Here is a 17825-nt window from a genome sequence, read left to right as displayed (position 1 = left end):
GCCCCGGCCGGGCCGCGGTCCCCGGCCCGCTCACCCCCAGGTGGCGGATCGGAAGGCGCCGGCCGGGCGGCCGCGAGGTCCATCACCAGCTCCACCCGCAACGCGGCCAGCTTGGCCTCGGCGACCACGATCTGGCCGAGCAGGTCGGCGGCCTCCACCGCGCCGCGCCGGGCCGGCAGCCACGCGGACAACGGCTCGTCCCACCGCTGCGGATCCGGGTCGGCCAGCTCCCACGGCGCGGGGAACGGGTCGACCGGGGACACCGTCACCCCGACCGCGAACCCGACCACCGACATGACCGCAGGCTAGGCAGGGGGTACGACAGTTTCCGGCACGACGGGCGTTGGACGAGTGCACGGGCCACGTCGGCATCGAGCACGCCGGGTACGGGGCCCGGACGCATCGGGGAGCGGCCGCGGGTGCTCGCGGACCACCCGACCTCCCCGCGGTGCACGTCCCCGTTCGTGCTCTCCGGGTGGCCGAGAAGGTGCGTCGCCAGGGTGGCGCTCCGGAAGACGAGGCCCCGGCCACCGCGGAGGCGGTGGCCGGGGCCTCGTCGTCGGGCGCCGGTCAGGGCTGGAGGAGCACCTTGACCGCGCCGTCCTTCTTCTCGCGGAAGTTGGCGTAGGCCTCGGGCGCCTGCTCCAGCGGCACCCGGTGGGTGGCGAACTCGTCGACGCCCAGCGGGTCCCCGTCGATCAGCAGCGGGAGGATGTCGGGCACCCAGCGCCAGACGTTGGCCTGACCCATGCGCAGCTGGATCTGCTTGTCGAACATGCGCATGAGCGGCATCGGGTCGGTCGCGCCGCCGTAGACGCCGGACAGCGAGATGGTGCCGCCCCGGCGGACCGCCTCGATGGCCGTGTTCAGCGCGGCGAGCCGGTCGACGCCGGCGACCTGCATGACCTTCTCCATGATCGCGTCGGGGACGATCGCCGTCGCCTTCTGCAGTGCGGACGCCACCGGCGAGCCGTGCGCCTCCATGCCGACGGCGTCGATCACCGCATCGGGGCCGCGGCCGTCGGTGAGGTCGCGCACCCGGGCGACCACTTCGGCCTGGTCGGTCGAGTCGATGACGGTGATGCCGTTGCGCCGGGCCCGGGCCAGGCGCTCCGGTACGACGTCGGAGGCGATGACCTGCCCGGCGCCCAGGTGCTTGGCGATGCGGGTCGCCATGTCGCCGATCGGGCCCAGGCCGAGGACCAGGACGCTGCCGCCCTGGGGGATGGCGGCGTACTGGACGGCCTGCCAGGCGGTGGGGACCACGTCGGAGAGGTAGACGAAGCGGTCGTCCGACGGGGCGTCGGGCACCTTGATCGGCAGCGTGTTGCCGAAGGGCACCCGCAGGTACTCGGCCTGACCGCCGGGAACCTGCCCGTAGAGCTTCGTGTAGCCGAACAGTGAGGCGCCCATGCCCTGCTCGCGGTTCTGCGTCGTCTCGCACTGGGACTGCAGCCCCTCGGCACACATCCAGCAGGTGCCGCAGGAGATGTTGAACGGCACGACGACGCGGTCGCCGGGCTTCACGGCGGTCACGTCCCGCCCGACCTCGCGGACGATCCCCATGGGCTCGTGGCCCATCACGTCACCGACCGACATGAAGGGGGCCATCACCTCGATGAGGTGGAGGTCCGACCCGCAGATGCCGCTGGAGGTGATCTCGACGATGACGTCGGTCTGCTCCTGGATCGCGGGGTCCGGGACGGTGTCCACCCGGACGTCTCCACGACCGTGCCAGGTCACTGCGCGCATACGACTTCTCCCTCGATCGGGCTTCGGAAAAGGGTCTTCTGCCCCGACGTGAGCCGGATCGCGCGACTCTCAACCATCTACGGCGCGTCCCTTACTCTGCGCTAACCGACACTCACTCACTGGTGAGCGATCGGCGCGCGTTGCAGTGGTCCAGTTCACATAACTGCAGGTCATTACCCCGTCGGGCAGATCACGAATCCATCACGCCGTGTTTACATGGGCCTCGCTCCTCTCCCCGGGAGCCGCTCTGCAATGTCCGCCGACGGAAGTCAGGTGCATGAGTTCGCTCCACCACGACCGCCTCCCCGAGGGGGGTGCGGCACCGACCGGCACGGTCGACGCCACGTCCGCCCCGGCCCGCGCCACCAGCGGGACGATCGAGGAGAAGGCCGGGTCCACGGTTCCGCCGCAGCGCCAGGGGAAGGCGCGCGGGGCGGGGGCCCGTCGGACGACCGCTCCCACCACCCGCACGCGCAGCCGGGCCGCCGGCGCCAAGGCGGTCACCGCGCCCACGGCGACCGCCAGGGCCGCCGGCGCGACCGCGAAGGGCGCCACACCGTCCGCGGGGTCGACCCCGCTCACCTCGGCCCGGGCCGCGGTCCTGCAGGTCATCGCCGCCAAGGTCGCCGCCGCGGCCGCCGCCGAGGTGCCCGTGCGGCGCCGGCCGACGCCCTACAAGCGGTCCACCGTCGACCTCGCCGCACTGGCGCCGGTCACCGACGTCGCCGCGCTCGCCGAGGCACAGGCCCTCCCGCCCGCGGCCGTCGTCGTCGTCAAGGACGTCGAGGAGGAGCCCTCGCCGGCGGCGCCCGTCGAGCCGGTCGTCGTCGTCCTCGACGCCGCGGTCGCACCCGAGGTGGAGCCGGCGCAGGTCGTCGCCGCCGTCGCGGCGGGCCGTCGCGGCTGGCTGGACCGCCGCCCGTCGGCCGGTCGCCGGCGTTCCGCGCTCTACCTGGCCGCGGCCCTGGTCGGCGCGCTCAGCATCAGCGGGGCGTCGGTCAGCGGTGCGACGGAGGTGGCGACCGAGACGGCCGGCCACTCGGTCAGCGTCGCCGAACAGCTCGGCATCGACGCCTCCACCGCGGCGCCGCAGGTCGACGAGGACGACACCTCGCGGCTGCGCGAGATGGTCGCCAGCCGCAACGCCCGCGATGCCGATCGCACCGCCGCCGCGGACGCCCAGGCGGAGGCCGACCGGATCGCCCAGGAGGAGGCCGACCGCGCCGCGGCCGAGGCCGCGCGTCCCAAGGCGGTGCTCCCCGTCGAGGGCGGGCGGCTCACCAGCGGCTTCGGCGCGCGCTGGGGCACGCTGCACGCGGGCATCGACCTGGCCGCGCCCATGCGCACGCCGGAGTACGCCGTGATGGACGGCGTCGTGCTCGAGGCCGGCCCCGCCAGCGGCTACGGGCTGGCCGTGTACATCCAGCACGGCAACGGGGACGTCACCGTCTACGGCCACATGGACGAGATCCTCGTGACGCCCGGCCAGGTGGTGCGCGCCGGCGACACCATCGCGCTGCTCGGCAACCGCGGCCAGTCCACCGGCCCGCACCTGCACTTCGAGGTGCACGTCGGCGGCATCGACGGGGAGCGGGTCGACCCGCTGCCCTGGTTGCGGGAGCGCGGCGTCCAGATCTGACACCGCACGGCCCACGACGACGCCCTCCGCCGGAGCAGTTCCGGCGGAGGGCGTCGTCGCACGTGGGGGAGATCGCCGGCGCCTCCCGTTCGGGTGGGGCAGCGCGGTGGGACAGTGGGGTCGCAGGACCGGCCGGCAGGAGGAGATCGTGGTGGAGCACGGGCACCACTCGGGGATGTGGGTCCCGGGCGAGCCGCCGACCTGGGGGCGGATGTTCCTCCCGCACCTGGACGCCTGGTCGGTGCTCGCCGGCCTCAGCGTCGTCGGCCTGGTCCTCTACCTGGCCGCCGTCGTGCACCTGCGGCGCACCGGTGTGAGCTGGCCGTGGTGGCGCACGCTCGCCTGGACCGGGGGCACCGCGTCGCTCTTCGCCGCGACCGGCACCTGGTTCAACGGGTACAGCATGGTGCTCTTCAGCGTCCACATGACCCAGCACATGGTGCTCTCGCTGATCACGCCGCTGCTCCTGCTGCTCGCCGCGCCGGTGACGCTGGCGCTGCGCACCTTGCCGCGCGGTCGTGGCCCGGCCGGTGCCCCGCGGGCGCTGCTGCTCGAGGCGCTGCACAGCCGGTTCGCCTACGTCGTGGCCCACCCGCTGTTCACGGTCCCGCTCTTCCTCGCGAGCCTGTACGGCGTCTACTTCACGCCGCTGTTCGACGCACTCATGTCGAATCCCGTGGGGCACCAGTTCATGCTGGCCCACTTCGTCGTCACCGGGCTGCTGTTCTTCGGCCCCATCGTCGCCCAGGACCCGTGGCCGCGGACGCTCAGCCACCCGGGGCGGATGCTCGAACTGTTCCTGCCCGTGCCGTTCCACGCCTTCTTCGGCGTCGCGATCATGATGGCCGGGTCGCTGGTGGTCGACTCCTTCGCCGAGCCGCCGGCCGGGTGGGGCGTCGACCCGCTCGCCGACCAGGCCGTGGCCGGGGGCATCGTGTGGGCCTTCGGCGAGCTGCCCACCGTCCTGGTGCTGTCGGTCGTCTTCTTCTCCTGGGCCCGCTCGGACGAGCGGCGGGCCCGCACCCTCGACCGGGCGGCCGACCGCGACGGCGACGCGGAGCTCACGGCGTACAACGCCCGGCTGCGGGCGCTGGCATCGTCGTCCTCCCGGACGACACCGCAACCAGGCAACGTGCCCGACCTCCGCTGAGCCGCTGACGTGGGCCCGGCGGAAGGCCTCCGGCCCCCGCGCCGGGTCCACGATCGAGTCATCCCGCGTGCACCATCGTGCTCTCGGCCGGCAGGTCCTCCTTCGTCGCCTTGATGAGCACCAGGGTGACGAGCGCGCCCAGCACCAGCAGGGCGGCGGCCCAGGTGAACGCCGTGGTGTAGCCCTCGACCTGCGCGGCCAGACCGACGGCCGGGTCCTGGGGGTCCGCCCCGGACGTGAGCGCGTCGGCGGTGTAGGCGCTGATCGCGGCCACCGACAGCGAGGCCAGGACGGCGGTGCCGATCGAGGCGCCCACCTGCTGCGTGGCGTTCAGCATCGCGCTGGCCGCACCGGCGTCGTGCTGCCCGGCGCCGACGAGCGCGAGGTTCGACAGCGGCACGAAGGTGAAGCCGAGGCCGAGACCGAGCAGCAGCTGACCGGGGAAGGGCAGCGCCCAGAACCCGGTGTCCAGCCCCACGAACGACAGCGTGAACAGGCCGGCGGCGGCCAGGAACCCACCGAGGACCATGAGCGGCTTCGGCCCGACCCGCGGGAGCAGCGCGCTGGAGGCGCCGGCCGAGATGAAGACACCGAGGGTGGTCGGCAGCGAGGCCAGCCCGGCCACCACCGGCTCGTAGCCGAGCACCTGCTGGAAGTACAGGCTCAGGAAGAAGAACGCCCCGATGAGCCCGGCGCCCACCAGGGTGGAGGTCAGGTAGGCACCGCCGCGGTTGCGGTCCAGCACGATGCGCATCGGCAGCAGGGGGTTGCGGGTGCGCAGCTCCAGCAGCACGAACAGCGCCACCAGCACCAGACCGCCGACGATGAACAGCCAGGCGGGCCCGTCGGTCCAGCCGCTGGCGGGCGTCACCAGCGCCGGCGCCCCCTGTGCCGCCGCCTCGGCGTTCGCCGCGGCGGCCTCGGCGGCGAAGGTCTGCGACGCCTCGGCGACGCGGGTGAAGCCGTAGACGATGGCGCCGAGCCCGAGGGTGACCAGCACCGCACCGGGGATGTCGTAGCTGGTGTCACCGGGCGCCTTGCTCTCCGGGACGATCGGGATCGCCAGGACGATCGCGAGCACCGCGACCGGCAGGTTCACCCAGAAGCACCAGCGCCAGTCGGCGTACTCCGTGAGGACGCCGCCCAGCAGGAGCCCCACGGCCGAGCCGCCGCCGGCGATGGCGCCGTAGACGCCGAAGGCCTTGGCCCGCTCCTTGGGGTCGGTGAACAGGACGGTCAGCAGCGCCAGCGACGCCGGGGCCAGCAGGGCGCCGAACACGCCCTGGAGAGCGCGGGCGCCGAACAGCATCGCCTCGTTCTGCGCGATGCCGCCGAGCGCGGATGCGACGGCGAAGCCGGCCGCGCCCACCAGGTAGGTGCGCTTGCGGCCCCAGAAGTCGGCGATCCGGCCGCCGAGCAGGAGGAACCCGCCGAAGGTGAGGGTGTAGGCGGTGACGATCCACTGCTGGCTGGCGGCGCTGATGCCGAGGTCGGCGGTGACCGCCGGGAGGGCGATGTTGACGATGGTGGCGTCGAGGATGACCAGCAGCACGGTCATGGCGATGACGCCCAGGGCCAGCCAGCGCTTCTCGTAGGGCTCGTCTGCGGAGCTCGTCGCGCCGGTCGCAGCAGGGGAGGGGAGGGGTTCGGTCACGGGAAGTCCTCGGGTCGTGCGGAACGGGCCGGATCGCCGGCCGGGAGAGAACGTAGCGGCCTGCAACCATGTCGTCGTGCCTGTTTCGCTGGTGTTCACCGCAGATACGCACGTCCCCAAGCGCGCGCGTGAGCTACCTCATGCGCTGTGGGCGGCGATCGACTCGGCCGACGTGGTGGTGCACGCCGGCGACTGGGTGGACGTGGCGCTCCTGGACGAGCTGGAACAGCGCTCCCGGCTGCTGGTCGGGGTGGTCGGCAACAACGACCACGGGGTGCTGCGGGAGCGTCTGCCGGAGGAGGCGTGGATCGAGCTCGACGGCGTCCAGTTCGTCGTCGTCCACGAGACGGGGCAGGCGACGGGGCGGGAGGTCCGGTGCGCGGCCCGGTTCCCCGATGCCGACGTCCTGGTGTTCGGGCACAGCCACATCCCCTGGGACAGCACGGCCCCCTCCGGCCTGCGGCTGGTCAACCCGGGGTCGCCGACGGACCGCCGCCGCCAGCCCCACGGGACGTTCGTCACCGCGGTGGCCGACGCCGGCCGACTCCGGGACGTGACCTTCCACCCGGTGCCCCCGCGGCGGTGAGCGCCGCGCCGCTGGACCCGCGCGCGGTCGCGCTGCTCGCCTGCCCGGTGTGCGCGGCGCCGTTCACCGCGGAGCGGGACGGCTCCGGGCTCCGCTGCGCCACCGGGCACGCCGTCGATCGGGCGCGGCAGGGGCACCTGACCCTGCTGCCCCCGGGGCGCCGCCCGCCCACCGGTGACTCGGCCGAGATGGTCGCCGACCGCGTGGCGTTCCTCTCCGCCGGCCACTACGACGGCGTGACGACGGCGCTCGCGTCGGCGGTCACGCCCGGGGATCCCCACACGCTGCTCGACCTCGGCGGCGGGACCGGGCACCACCTGGCCCGCCTCCTCGATGCGCTCCCGGGGGCGACCGGCGTGGTGCTCGACGCCTCGCGCTACGCGGCCCGCCGGGCGGCGAGGGCGCACCCGCGGGCGGTGGCGGTCGTCGGGGACACCTGGGCCCGCCTGCCGGTCCGCGACGCCGTCGTGGACCGGGCGCTGGTCGTCTTCGCACCGCGCAACGGCCCCGAGATCGCCCGGGTGCTGCGCCCGGAAGGTCGGCTGGTCGTCGTGACGCCCGGACGGGACCACCTCACCGAGCTCGTCGGGCCGCTCGGGCTACTGCGCGTCGACCCCGCGAAGGCCGAACGGCTCAGCGCTGCCCTGGAGCCGCACCTGGCGCGCGAGGGGGCCGAGCGGCACCGCCGGACCCTGCTGCTGCACCACGCGGCGGTGGCGACGCTGGTGGGCATGGGGCCGCACGCCCGGCACCTGACGCCGGCCGCGCTGGCGGCCTCGCTGGCGCGGTTGCCGGCCGCCGTGCCGGTCACGATCTCGGTCGACGTGACCTCCTACCGGCGCCGCCGGTGATCGTCCCGGCGCGCCTGGCCTGCCGGACCTGAGGTGCCGTACCGCACGGTCTAAGCTGCGAGCCGTGACGATTGCACCGGCGCCCATCGTGAGCCGGCCCAGCCCGGCTCACGTGGTCGAGAAGGGCTCGCGGCTCTCGAACCTGCTGCGGACCACCGACCACAAGACCATCGGTCTGATGTACCTGACCACCTCGTTCGTGTTCTTCATCGGCGGTGGCCTCATGGCGCTGCTGATGCGTGGCGAGCTGGCGCGGCCGGGGCTGCAGTTCCTGTCGCCGGAGCAGTACAACCAGCTGGTCACGATGCACGGCACGGTCATGCTGCTGATGTTCGCGACGCCGCTGTTCTTCGCGTTCTCGAACCTGATCATGCCGCTGCAGATCGGTGCGCCGGACGTCGCCTTCCCTCGCCTGAACGCCTTCTCCTACTGGTTGTTCCTGTTCGGCAGCCTGATCGTGGTGGGGGGCTTCCTGACGCCGGGTGGCGCGGCGGACTTCGGCTGGTACGCCTACGCCCCGCTCTCGAACGTGGTGCACTCGCCCGGCCCGGGCGCGAACATGTGGTTCGCCGGCCTGGCGGTCAGCGGTCTGGGCACGATCCTCGGCGCGGTCAACTTCATCACCACGATCGTCTGCCTCCGGGCGCCGGGCATGACCCTGTTCCGGATGCCCATCTTCGTCTGGAACACGCTGGTCACCAGCGTGCTGGTCCTCTTCGCGTTCCCGATCCTGACCGCCGCGATCATGGGCATGCTGGCCGACCGCAACCTGGGCGCTCTCGTCTACTCGGACGAGAACGGCGGCCCGATGCTGTGGCAGCACCTGTTCTGGTTCTTCGGGCACCCCGAGGTCTACATCATCGCGCTGCCGTTCTTCGGCATCGTCACCGAGATCATCCCGGTCTTCGCCCGCAAGCCGCTGTTCGGCTACAAGGGCATGGTGTTCGCGACCATCGCGATCGGCGCCCTCTCCCTGGCCGTCTGGGCGCACCACATGTACGCCACCGGCGCGGTGCTCCTGCCGTTCTTCGCCTTCCTGACCTACCTCATCGCCGTGCCGACCGGGATCAAGTTCTTCAACTGGATCGGCACCATGTGGCGGGGTCAGATGACCTTCGAGACGCCGATGCTGTTCTCGATCGGCTTCATCATCACCTTCCTCCTGGGTGGTCTGACCGGTGTCCTGCTGGCCAGCCCGCCGCTGGACTGGCACGTCAACGACAGCTACTTCGTCGTCGCCCACTTCCACTACGTCGTCTTCGGCACCGTGGTGTTCGCCGCCTACGCCGGCATCTACTTCTGGTTCCCCAAGATGTGCGGCCGGATGATGGACGAGCGGCTGGGCAAGCTGCAGTTCTGGCTCACCTTCATCGGGTTCCACGCCACGTTCCTGGTGCAGCACTGGCTGGGCAACGAGGGCATGCCGCGCCGGTACGTGGACTACCTGGAGAGCGACGCGTTCACCGTGCTCAACACGGTCTCGACGATCGGGTCGTTCATCCTCGGCGCCTCGGTGATCCCGTTCATCTACAACGTGGTCAAGTCGTGGAAGTACGGCGAGCTCGCGCTGCGGGACGACCCGTGGGGCCACGGCAACAGCCTGGAGTGGGCGACCTCGTCCCCGCCGCCGCGGCACAACTTCGTGGAGATCCCCCGGATCCGCTCGGAGCGCCCGGCGTTCGAGGCGCACTACCCGCACCTCATCGAGCGGCTGCAGGCCGAGGCGCACGTCGGCAAGCGGCACGAGCCCTACGGCGGCGTCAGCGAGATCGGTGCCACCGCGGGTCACCGTCAGGGTCCGAACGACCCCGACCCGACCTGACGAAGGACCACCCTTCCCCCCGCGCCTCGCAGGCTCGGCGCGGGCCCCTGAAGGGTGGCCGTTCCAGCACGTTGCGACGCCCCGTCGGCCTCCGGGCCGGCGGGGCGTCGGCCGTCGATGGCCCCGGGCGGGCCGCGCGGGGGACGTGCGGCACGATGGCCGCGTGCCGCACGAGCCGACGCCCGACCCGCTGACGGCCCCCGACGCCACCGCGCCGCGGGCACTGATGACCGTCACCGGCGCGGACCGGCCGGGGGTGACCGCCCACCTGTTCGCCGCCCTGGCCTCCGACGGTGACGGGCGCCCGGCGGTCGAGGTCCTCGACGTCGAGCAGGTCGTGGTGCATGGCCACCTGGCGCTGGGCGTGGTGGTCGGCGCCCTCGGGACCGGGCAGCCGGCGGAGGCCGAACGCGAGCTGCTGGACCACCTCCGCCGGGTGGGCCGCGAGGTCGAGGCCGCCGTGGGTGTCCGCGTGGCGGTCGAATCGGCCAGCGGCCCCGACGCACCGATCACCGGCGGGCGGGCACACCACGTCATCGTGCTGGGGCGCCCGGTGCCCCCCGAGGCGGTGGCCGGTGCCGCGCAGGCCATCGCGGGTGCCGGGGGCAACATCGACGCCATCCGGCGGCTCTCCGACGTCCCGGTCACCAGCTTCGAGTTCACCGTCTCGGGCGCGGAGGCCACCGCGCTGCGCACCGCGCTCGCCTCGGTGGCGACCTCGACCGGTGCCGACATCGCCGTCGAGCAGGTGGGGATCGCCCGGCGCAGCAAGCGGCTGATCGTCCTGGACGTCGACTCCACGCTCGTGCGCGGGGAGGTCATCGACGAGCTCGCCGCGCGTGCGGGGCGGGCGGCGGAGGTGGCCCGCATCACCGCGGCGGCGATGAACGGCGAGCTCGACTTCGCCGAGTCGCTCCGGGCGCGGGTCGCCGTGCTGGCCGGGCTGCCTGAGGCGGTGCTCGACGAGGTGCGCGAGCACCTGGTGCTGACGCCGGGCGCACGCACGCTCATCCGCACCCTGCAGCGCCTCGGCTTCCGGTGCGGCATCGTCAGCGGCGGCTTCACGCAGATCACCGATCCGCTGGCCGAGAGCCTGGGGCTGGACTTCGCCGCGGCCAACACACTCGAGGTGCGGGGCGGCCGCCTCACCGGCGGGCTGGTCGGGGAGATCGTCGACCGGCCCGGCAAGGCCCGCGCGCTCATCCGCTTCGCCGAGCAGTACGGCATCCCGCTGGACCAGACGGTGGCCGTCGGCGACGGGGCCAACGACCTCGACATGCTGAGCACCGCGGGGCTGGGCATCGCCTTCAACGCCAAGCCCTTCGTGCGGGAGCAGGCGCACACGGCGCTCAACCAGCCCTACCTCGACGCCGTCCTGCAGGTGCTCGGCTTCACCCGCGACGAGGTCCTCGACGCGCGCGGCCACGATCAGGGAACCCGATCATGACGCCTCCTCCCTCACCGTCTGCGGTGCGGGAGGACGCCGCGGGCTGAGGGGTGGACGTCGACGCAGCGGCGTTCAGGCCGTGCGAGGCGACCCCTCGAGCCCGACGCCCGCCGTGCGCAGCTGGTCGAGGGCGGCGGCCACCGTCCCCTCGGCGACGGCCGCGGTGAGGGGTAGCAGCACCCGGGTGGTGAACCCTGCGGCGACGGCGTCCAGGGCGGTGGCGCGCACGCAGTGGTCGGTCGCGATGCCGACCACGTCGACCGCGTCCACCCCGCGGCCGCGCAGCCAGTCGGCCAGCCCGACGCCGTCGGCCACCCCCTCGAAGCCGGAGTAGGCGGCGGCGTGCTCGCCCTTGTCGAAGACCGCCTCCAGCGGCCCGCGGTCCAGCGCCGGGTGCAGCTCCACCCCGCCGGTGCCGACGACGCAGTGCGGCGGCCAGGTCTCGACGAAGTCCGGCGCCTCGGCGAAGTGGGCGCCCGGGTCGACGTGGTGGTCCCGGGTGGCGACGACGTGGTCGTAGCCCGCCGTCCGGACGTGCTCGGTGATCGCGGCCGCCACCGCGGCACCACCGGCGACGGCGAGGCTGCCGCCCTCGCAGAAGTCGTTCTGCACGTCGACGACGATCAGCGCGCGGGTCATGGGACGGATCCTCCCCGGGGTTCAGGCGGTCAGGGTCTCCAGGACGGGTTCCCCGCGGGACAGCGCCCACGCCTCGGCCGGCAGCGCCTCCCGCACCCGCGCGTGGTGCGCGCGGGCGCGCCGCAGCCCCTCGGGCGGGGCGACGTCGTCGCAGAGGGCGCCGTCCCGTACCAGCGGGACCACCAGGTCGCGGTCGCCCGTGCGTGGCTCGATGGGCGCGCTGCTCACCAGCTCGGCGGTGGCCGTGCCGTCGGCCCCGTGCCGGCGGACGGCGTGCTTGCGCCCACCCACGGAGTTCTTGCCCTCCGACCGCTTGGCCACGGGGACGCCGTCGCGCTCGACGAGCTTGTAGACCATCCCGGCCGTCGGCGCCCCCGAGCCGGTGACCAGCGAGGTGCCCACCCCGTAGCCGTCGACCGGCGCGGCCAGGAGCCCCGCGATGGCGTACTCGTCCAGGTCGCTGGTGACGATCACGCGGGTGCCGGTGGCGCCCAGCTCGTCGAGGAGCTCCCGGGCGCGGGTGGCCAGGGTCGGGAGGTCGCCGGAGTCCAGCCGGATCGCGCCCAGCCCCGGCCCGGCCACCTCGATCGCCGTCCGGATGCCCTGCTCGACGTCGTAGGTGTCGACGAGCAGGGTGGTGCCGGTCCCGAGGGTCTCGACCTGGGCCCGGAAGGCCGCGCGCTCGTCGTCGTGCAGCAGGGTGAAGGCGTGCGCGCTGGTGCCGGTGGTCGGGACGCCGTAGCGCCGGCCGGCCTCCAGGTTGGAGCTCGCCGCGAACCCCACCAGGTGCGCCGCGCGGGCGGCCGCCACCGCCGCCTCCTCGTGGGTGCGCCGCGAGCCCATCTCGATGCAGGGCCGCTCGCAGGCGGCGGCCACCATGCGGGCCGCCGCCGAGGCGATCGCCGAGTCGTGGTTGAGGATCGACAGGGCCAGCGTCTCCAGCAGCACGCCCTCGCCGAACGGGGCGCGCACGGTGAGCACGGGGGAGCCCGGGAAGAACAGCTCGCCCTCGGCGTAGCCGTCGACGTCGCCGCCGAACCGGAAGTCGGCCAGCCAGTCCAGCAGCCGGCCGTCGGTCAGCCCCTGGTCGCGCAGGGTCGCGAGCTCCTCGTCGCCGAAGCGGAAGTGCGGCAGCGCCTCGAGCAACCGGCCGGTGCCCGCGAGCACCCCGTAGCGGCGGCCGTGCGGCAGGCGGCGGGCGAACACCTCGAAGACGCAGTCCCGCCCGGCCGTGCCGTCGGCCAGCGCGGCGGCGAGCATCGTCAGCTCGTAGCGGTCGGTGAGCAGCGCGGGAGCCGTCGGCATGGCTCCGGAGCGTAGGCGGACCCCGATCACCGGGGCCGGACGACGTCCTAAGCTGGGGATCGTGGCCGGACCGCTCGCCCCGACCCGGGCTCCCGAGACGACCGTCGAGGAACGCGGCGACCTCGACCGGCCGTGGGTGACCATCGTGTGGAACGACCCGGTCAACCTCATGACCTACGTGACCTTCGTGCTGCAGGAGCTCTTCGGCTACGACGAGCCGACGGCGACCACGCTGATGCTGCAGGTGCACCACGAGGGGAAGGCGATCGTCAGCTCCGGTCCGCGCGAGCGGATGGAGCACGACACCAGCCGGCTGCACGCCTACGGGTTGTGGGCCAGCTACCAGAGGGACTCATGAGCGAGCTCACGGTGACGGAGCGCCCAGGGTTCACGCGTCCGACGAGCGCAGCGAGGAGGTTTGCGTGAAGCCGTTCCGCGCCCGCGGCGGGCAGCTCGTCGCCCGGGTGGACAGGGCGGAGGCCGGCGTCGTCGGGTTGCTGCTCGACCAGCTGGAGCAGCTGCTGGCCGCCGACCGCGCCGACAGCAGCGGGGACCCGGTGATCGACCGGCTGTTCCCCGCCGGCCACCGCAGCGACCCGGCGCTGGCCGAGGACTACCGCGGCCTCACCGAGCAGGCCCTGCGCGGCGGGAAGGCCGACGACCTGGCCACCGTGCGCGCCACGCTGCCGGCCGACGGGGGAGACGTGCGGCTGGACGAGGACCAGGCCGGCGCCTGGCTGCGCACCAGCAACGACCTCCGGCTGGCGCTCGGCACGCGGCTCGACATCGGCGAGGACACCGAGCCGCCGGAGGAGATCGCGGACGAGGGCGACCACCAGCTCGCGGTCTACTACTGGCTCACCGCGCTGCAGGGGTCGCTCGTGGACGCGCTCGTCGCGGGTCGCGCCGGCCGAAGGTGAGCAGCACCAGGGCGGCGAGCAGCAGGTCGAGGACGAAGAGCACGTACACCATGCCGTGCAGCTCCACCTCGACCAGCATCGCGCCGACCGTGGAGACGAGCACCAGGGCCGAGGCGGCGAGCACCAGCAGGAGGAGGATCGCGCGCACGACCACGATCACCACCACGGGGCCGCGGTCGCCCGGGTGGAGGGCGCTGTAGCCGCGGTGCCGGAACAGCCCGCGCGCGCCCATCACGAGCGCCGGCAGGGCCAGCAGCACGACGCCGGCGGTCAGGAGCAGCGGGACCCACACGACGCCGACCGTATCGGTCCCCGCTCGTTCCCCGACCGGCCACCCGGCAGGCACCCGTCGGTCACCCGGCAGTGGGGTTTCGGGGGCGACCGGGGAGCGGCCCGGCGGGCACGCCTAGACTGGCCGGCGTGCTGCGCATCGACCGCGCGACCTACCACGCCATCGTGGCCCACGCCCGGAAGGACCACCCGGACGAGGCCTGCGGCGTCGTGGCCGGACCGGAGGGGACCGAGCGCCCCGAGCGCTTCGTGCCCATGCTGAACGCGGCGCGGTCGCCGACGTTCTACGAGTTCGACAGCGCCGACCTGCTGGCGCTGTACCGCGACCTGGACGACCGCGACGAGTGGCCGGTCGTCGTCTACCACTCGCACACCGCCACCGAGGCCTACCCCTCGCGCACCGACATCGGCTACGCGTCGGGGCCGGCCGCCGACCCGCGCACGCACTACGTGCTGGTCTCCACCCGGCACCACGGTCCCGAGACGGGGCTGGCCGGTGACGACGTCGAGTTCCGCAGCTACCGCATCGTCGACGGGGAGGTGTCGGAGGAGGAGGTCGAGATCGTCGAGTCCTACCTCTTCGGGCACTCGCCGACGACCGTCGTCTACGACTGAAAGAAGGACCCTCCTGCCCCCCACCGCTCGCAGGCTCGCGGCGGGCCCCTGCAGGAGGGCCGCAGGCCTCGTGGAATCCCCCGGGGCGACCGGGCGTTGCCCGGGTCAGACGCACCACTGCTGCCTGCGCAGCGCCACGACACCCACGTACCGAGGAGAAGCACGCCATGGCCATCGAGGTCCGGATCCCGACCATCCTGCGCACCCACACCGGCGGCAGCAAGACCGTCGAGGGCAGCGGGGACACCCTGGCCGCGCTCATTGACGACCTCGACAGCAAGCACTCGGGCCTGAAGGACCGCCTCGTCACCGACGAGGGCAAGCTGCACCGCTTCGTCAACGTCTACGTCAACGACGAGGACGTGCGCTTCACCGGCGCCCTCGACACCCAGGTGAAGGACGGCGACTCGGTCACGATCCTCCCGGCGGTCGCGGGCGGCTGCTGAGCGGCCCACCGCTCCCGCCCCTCGTCCCCGTCCCGGAAGAGCTCACCCGATGGCCCGCTTCGCCTCCCTCGTCGACTCCCTCGGCGGCACCCCGCTCGTGGGGCTGCCGAACCTCTCGCCGACCGCCGACGTGCGGCTGTGGGCCAAGCTCGAGGACCACAACCCCACCGGCTCCATCAAGGACCGCGCCGCGATCAAGATGATCGAGGCGGCCGAGAAGGAGGGGCTGCTGCGACCGGGCTCGACCATCCTCGAGCCGACCAGCGGCAACACCGGCATCTCGCTGGCCATGGTGGCCCGGCAGCGCGGCTACAAGCTGATCTGCGTCATGCCGGAGAACACCTCGGTGGAGCGCCGGCAGCTGCTGGAGATGTACGGGGCGCAGATCATCTCCTCGCCGGCCGCCGGCGGCTCCAACCAGGCCGTCGCCGTGGCCAAGGAGCTGGCCGGGCAGCACGACGACTGGGTGATGCTCTACCAGTACGGCAACCCGGCCAACGCCGCGGCGCACTACGAGGGGACGGCGCCGGAGATCCTCGCCGACCTGCCGTCGATCACCCACTTCGTCGCCGGGCTGGGGACGACGGGCACGCTGATGGGCTGCTCCCGCTACTTCCGCGAGCACAAGCCGGGCGTGCAGGTGATCGCCGCGGAGCCGCGTTACGGCGAGCTGGTCTACGGTCTGCGCAACATCGACGAGGGGTTCATCCCCGAGCTCTACGACGCCGAGCTGCTGGACTCCCGATTCTCCGTGGGGCCGGACGACGCCATCCACCGCACCCGCCAGCTGGTGGAGCGCGAGGGCATCTTCGCCGGCATCTCCACCGGCGCGATCCTGCACGCGGCCCTGGGCATCGCCGACAAGGAGGTCGCGGCCGGGCGCCGGGCCGACATCGTCTTCGTCGTCTGCGACGGCGGCTGGAAGTACCTCTCCACCGGCGCATACGCGGGCACGCTGGAGGAGGCGACCTCCGCGCTGGAGGGCCAGCTCTGGGCCTAGAAGGACCACCCTTCCCCCCACGGCTCGCACGCTCGCCGCGGACCCCTGGAGGGCGGCCGTTCCAGCATCTTTCCAGTGCGGGCTAGCCTGACCGGCGACATGGGGACGCAGCCAGGAGCCGACGCGCCGATCGGCATCTTCGACTCGGGCGTCGGTGGGCTCACCGTCGCCCGCGCCGTGCTGGACCAGCTGCCCGGCGAGGCGGTCCGCTACATCGGCGACACCGCGAACGGCCCCTACGGCCCGCTGCCCATCGCCGAGGTGCGCAGGCACTCCCTGGCGGTCATGGACGAACTGGTCGGCAGCGGCGTCAAGATGCTCGTCGTCGCGTGCAACTCCGCGAGCGCCGCCTCGCTGCGCGACGCGCGGGAGCGCTACGACGTCCCGGTGGTCGAGGTGGTGCTGCCCGCGGTCCGCCGGGCGATCGCCGCCACCCGCAACGGGCGGATCGGCGTCATCGGCACCCAGGCCACCGTCACCAGCGGCGCCTACGACGACGCGTTCGCCGCGGCCCCGCAGGTGTCGGTGATCTCCGCCGCCTGCCCCAGCTTCGTCGACTTCGTCGAACGCGGGATCACCAGCGGCCGGCAGGTGCTGGGCCTGGCGCAGTCCTACCTCGACCCGCTCATGGCGGCCGGCGTCGACACCGTCGTCCTGGGCTGCACGCACTACCCGCTGCTCACCGGGGTGCTGTCGGTGGTGCTCGGTGACGGCGTCACGCTGGTCTCGAGCGCCGAGGAGACCGCCAAGGACGTCTACCGGGTGCTCACCCGCACCGACCTGCTGCGCGACCCCGCCGCGACGCCCCCGCGGCACGCCTTCCTCGCCACCGGCGACCCGGAGCCGTTCGCCCGGCTCGGCCGCCGTTTCCTGGGGCCGGAGGTCGGTGCGGTGCTGGCGGCCGGACGGGCGGGTGCCGCGTGAAGCTGACCGTCGTGGGGTGCTGCGGCAGCGGCCCCGGCCCCGACTCGCCCGCGTCCTGCTACCTCGTGGAGCACGACGGGTTCCGGCTCGTCCTGGACCTGGGCAACGGTGCCTTCGGCGCGCTGCAGCGGGTCGTCGACCCGGGGTCCGTCGATGCGGTGTTCCTCTCGCACCTGCACGCCGACCACTGCCTCGACGTCGCCCCGTTCGTCGTCTGGCACCGCTACTCCGGTCGCGCCCGCGGGCCGCTCGTGCCGCTGTACGCGCCGGTGGGGGCCGAGCGGCGGCTCGCGCTGGCCTACGACGTGGACGGCGACGGCCTGACCGACGTCTTCGACTTCGTCCCCGTCGGTCCCGGCGCGTTGCGCATCGGGCCCTTCGACGTCGAGCTGGCCCGCACGGCCCACCCGGTCGAGACCTACGCCGTCCGGCTCACCGCGGGCGGCCGGTCGCTGGTCTACACCGGCGACACCGGCCCCTGCGACCGGGTGGTCGAGCTGGCGCGCGGCGCCGACGTGCTGCTCGCCGAGGCAGCGCACCCGGACAACGCACCGGAGCAGCCCCCGGGCCTGCACCTCACCGGGCGGCAGGCCGCGCAGCACGCCGCGGCTGCGGGCGTCGGCCGGCTGCTGCTCACCCACATCCCCGCCTGGGTCGACCACATCGGCCAGCTGTTCGCCGCCAGCTCGGTGTTCAGCGAGACCGAGCTGGTCAGCCCCGGCGCGGTGTACGAACTCTGAGCCGGGGCCGCTTGCCGGGTGCCCGGGGAGACGGCACGGTGAGC

18 protein-coding genes and 1 pseudogene are annotated in these 17825 nt (G+C 73.5%); 13 read left to right on the top strand and 6 right to left on the bottom strand.

Features of this window, described 5'->3' with window-relative positions; translation table 11 throughout:
* Together BMW62_RS14335 and BMW62_RS14330 are read right to left on the bottom strand one after the other, a co-directional pair.
* Positions 1–296: pseudogene (locus BMW62_RS14335) on the bottom strand (hypothetical protein); the annotation flags it as partial.
* A gap of 274 nt (positions 297–570) precedes the next feature.
* Positions 571–1713 carry an alcohol dehydrogenase catalytic domain-containing protein gene (locus BMW62_RS14330; RefSeq protein WP_348271464.1) on the bottom strand — a complete coding sequence of 381 codons (1143 nt, stop codon included), beginning with the start codon at positions 1711–1713 and terminating at the stop codon, positions 571–573.
* A 316-nt stretch (positions 1714–2029) separates the two neighbouring features.
* On the opposite strand from BMW62_RS14330, the gene BMW62_RS22220 reads away from it, so the two are divergent.
* Positions 2030–3391 carry a M23 family metallopeptidase gene (locus BMW62_RS22220; protein ID WP_139206270.1) on the top strand — a complete coding sequence of 454 codons (1362 nt, stop codon included), beginning with the start codon at positions 2030–2032 and terminating at the stop codon, positions 3389–3391.
* Positions 3392–3542: 151 nt separating this feature from the next.
* On the top strand, positions 3543–4541 hold the full coding sequence (locus tag BMW62_RS14320; RefSeq protein ID WP_091931739.1) for a cytochrome c oxidase assembly protein: 999 nt from the start codon (positions 3543–3545) through the stop codon (positions 4539–4541).
* Positions 4542–4599: 58 nt separating this feature from the next.
* Here the strand turns inward: BMW62_RS14320 and BMW62_RS14315 are convergent, their stop codons facing one another.
* Positions 4600–6195 carry an MFS transporter gene (locus BMW62_RS14315; protein WP_244524048.1) on the bottom strand — a complete coding sequence of 532 codons (1596 nt, stop codon included), beginning with the start codon at positions 6193–6195 and terminating at the stop codon, positions 4600–4602.
* 76 nt (positions 6196–6271) lie between these two features.
* On the opposite strand from BMW62_RS14315, the gene BMW62_RS14310 reads away from it, so the two are divergent.
* The 4 genes from BMW62_RS14310 to serB all read left to right on the top strand — a co-directional run bounded on the left by BMW62_RS14310 (position 6272) and on the right by serB (position 10901).
* The gene (locus BMW62_RS14310; RefSeq protein WP_091931670.1) at positions 6272–6781 is read left to right on the top strand and encodes a metallophosphoesterase family protein; all 510 of its coding nucleotides are present in this window, start codon (positions 6272–6274) and stop codon (positions 6779–6781) included.
* Positions 6778–7632 (top strand): putative RNA methyltransferase, encoded by an 855-nt coding sequence (locus tag BMW62_RS14305; protein ID WP_244524047.1) that lies wholly within the window; start codon positions 6778–6780, stop codon positions 7630–7632. Before BMW62_RS14310 ends, BMW62_RS14305 begins: the two co-directional genes overlap by 4 nt.
* Positions 7633–7696: 64 nt before the next feature.
* Entirely contained in the window at positions 7697–9454 is a 1758-nt protein-coding gene (gene ctaD, locus BMW62_RS14300; RefSeq protein ID WP_091931667.1) for an aa3-type cytochrome oxidase subunit I, read from the top strand.
* 163 nt (positions 9455–9617) lie between these two features.
* The gene (gene serB, locus BMW62_RS14295) at positions 9618–10901 is read left to right on the top strand and encodes a phosphoserine phosphatase SerB (RefSeq protein WP_244524046.1); all 1284 of its coding nucleotides are present in this window, start codon (positions 9618–9620) and stop codon (positions 10899–10901) included.
* 72 nt (positions 10902–10973) lie between these two features.
* Here serB and BMW62_RS14290 read toward each other — a convergent pair whose 3' ends face one another.
* Together BMW62_RS14290 and BMW62_RS14285 are read right to left on the bottom strand one after the other, a co-directional pair.
* Positions 10974–11540, bottom strand: coding sequence for an isochorismatase family protein (locus BMW62_RS14290; RefSeq protein ID WP_091931665.1), 567 nt, complete (start codon positions 11538–11540; stop codon positions 10974–10976).
* Positions 11541–11561: 21 nt separating this feature from the next.
* A complete protein-coding gene (locus BMW62_RS14285; protein WP_091931662.1) occupies positions 11562–12845 on the bottom strand; it encodes a nicotinate phosphoribosyltransferase in 1284 nt (427 codons plus the stop codon).
* Between the two features lie 61 nt (positions 12846–12906).
* Here BMW62_RS14285 and clpS point away from each other — a divergent pair, with 61 nt between their 5' ends.
* Together clpS and BMW62_RS14275 are read left to right on the top strand one after the other, a co-directional pair.
* The gene (clpS, locus tag BMW62_RS14280; protein WP_091931659.1) at positions 12907–13203 is read left to right on the top strand and encodes an ATP-dependent Clp protease adapter ClpS; all 297 of its coding nucleotides are present in this window, start codon (positions 12907–12909) and stop codon (positions 13201–13203) included.
* A 64-nt stretch (positions 13204–13267) separates the two neighbouring features.
* Positions 13268–13765 carry a DUF2017 family protein gene (locus tag BMW62_RS14275; protein ID WP_091931657.1) on the top strand — a complete coding sequence of 166 codons (498 nt, stop codon included), beginning with the start codon at positions 13268–13270 and terminating at the stop codon, positions 13763–13765.
* Here BMW62_RS14275 and BMW62_RS14270 read toward each other — a convergent pair.
* Positions 13704–14057 (bottom strand): hypothetical protein, encoded by a 354-nt coding sequence (locus BMW62_RS14270; protein WP_091931654.1) that lies wholly within the window; start codon positions 14055–14057, stop codon positions 13704–13706. The genes BMW62_RS14275 and BMW62_RS14270 overlap by 62 nt on opposite strands.
* Before the next feature lie 128 nt (positions 14058–14185).
* Here BMW62_RS14270 and BMW62_RS14265 point away from each other — a divergent pair, with 128 nt between their 5' ends.
* The 5 genes from BMW62_RS14265 (at position 14186) to BMW62_RS14245 (ending at position 17781) form a co-directional block, all read left to right on the top strand.
* Complete coding sequence (locus BMW62_RS14265; protein ID WP_091931651.1) at positions 14186–14671, top strand: M67 family metallopeptidase; 486 nt, start codon at positions 14186–14188, stop codon at positions 14669–14671.
* Between the two features lie 167 nt (positions 14672–14838).
* Positions 14839–15117, top strand: coding sequence for a MoaD/ThiS family protein (locus BMW62_RS14260; RefSeq protein ID WP_091931649.1), 279 nt, complete (start codon positions 14839–14841; stop codon positions 15115–15117).
* A gap of 49 nt (positions 15118–15166) precedes the next feature.
* Positions 15167–16117: a PLP-dependent cysteine synthase family protein gene (locus BMW62_RS14255; protein WP_091931647.1), complete on the top strand. Its 951-nt coding sequence runs from the start codon at positions 15167–15169 to the stop codon at positions 16115–16117.
* 99 nt (positions 16118–16216) lie between these two features.
* Entirely contained in the window at positions 16217–17041 is an 825-nt protein-coding gene (gene murI / locus BMW62_RS14250; protein ID WP_091931729.1) for a glutamate racemase, read from the top strand.
* Positions 17038–17781 (top strand): MBL fold metallo-hydrolase, encoded by a 744-nt coding sequence (locus BMW62_RS14245; protein ID WP_091931644.1) that lies wholly within the window; start codon positions 17038–17040, stop codon positions 17779–17781. Before murI ends, BMW62_RS14245 begins: the two co-directional genes overlap by 4 nt.
* The last annotated feature ends 44 nt before the right edge of the window (positions 17782–17825 follow it).

The organism is Blastococcus sp. DSM 46786 (genome assembly GCF_900109665.1).
Classification (GTDB): domain Bacteria; phylum Actinomycetota; class Actinomycetes; order Mycobacteriales; family Geodermatophilaceae; genus Blastococcus; species Blastococcus carthaginiensis.
Note: the sequence above shows the minus strand (reverse complement) of the source record. Positions and strands in the feature narration are given on the sequence as shown.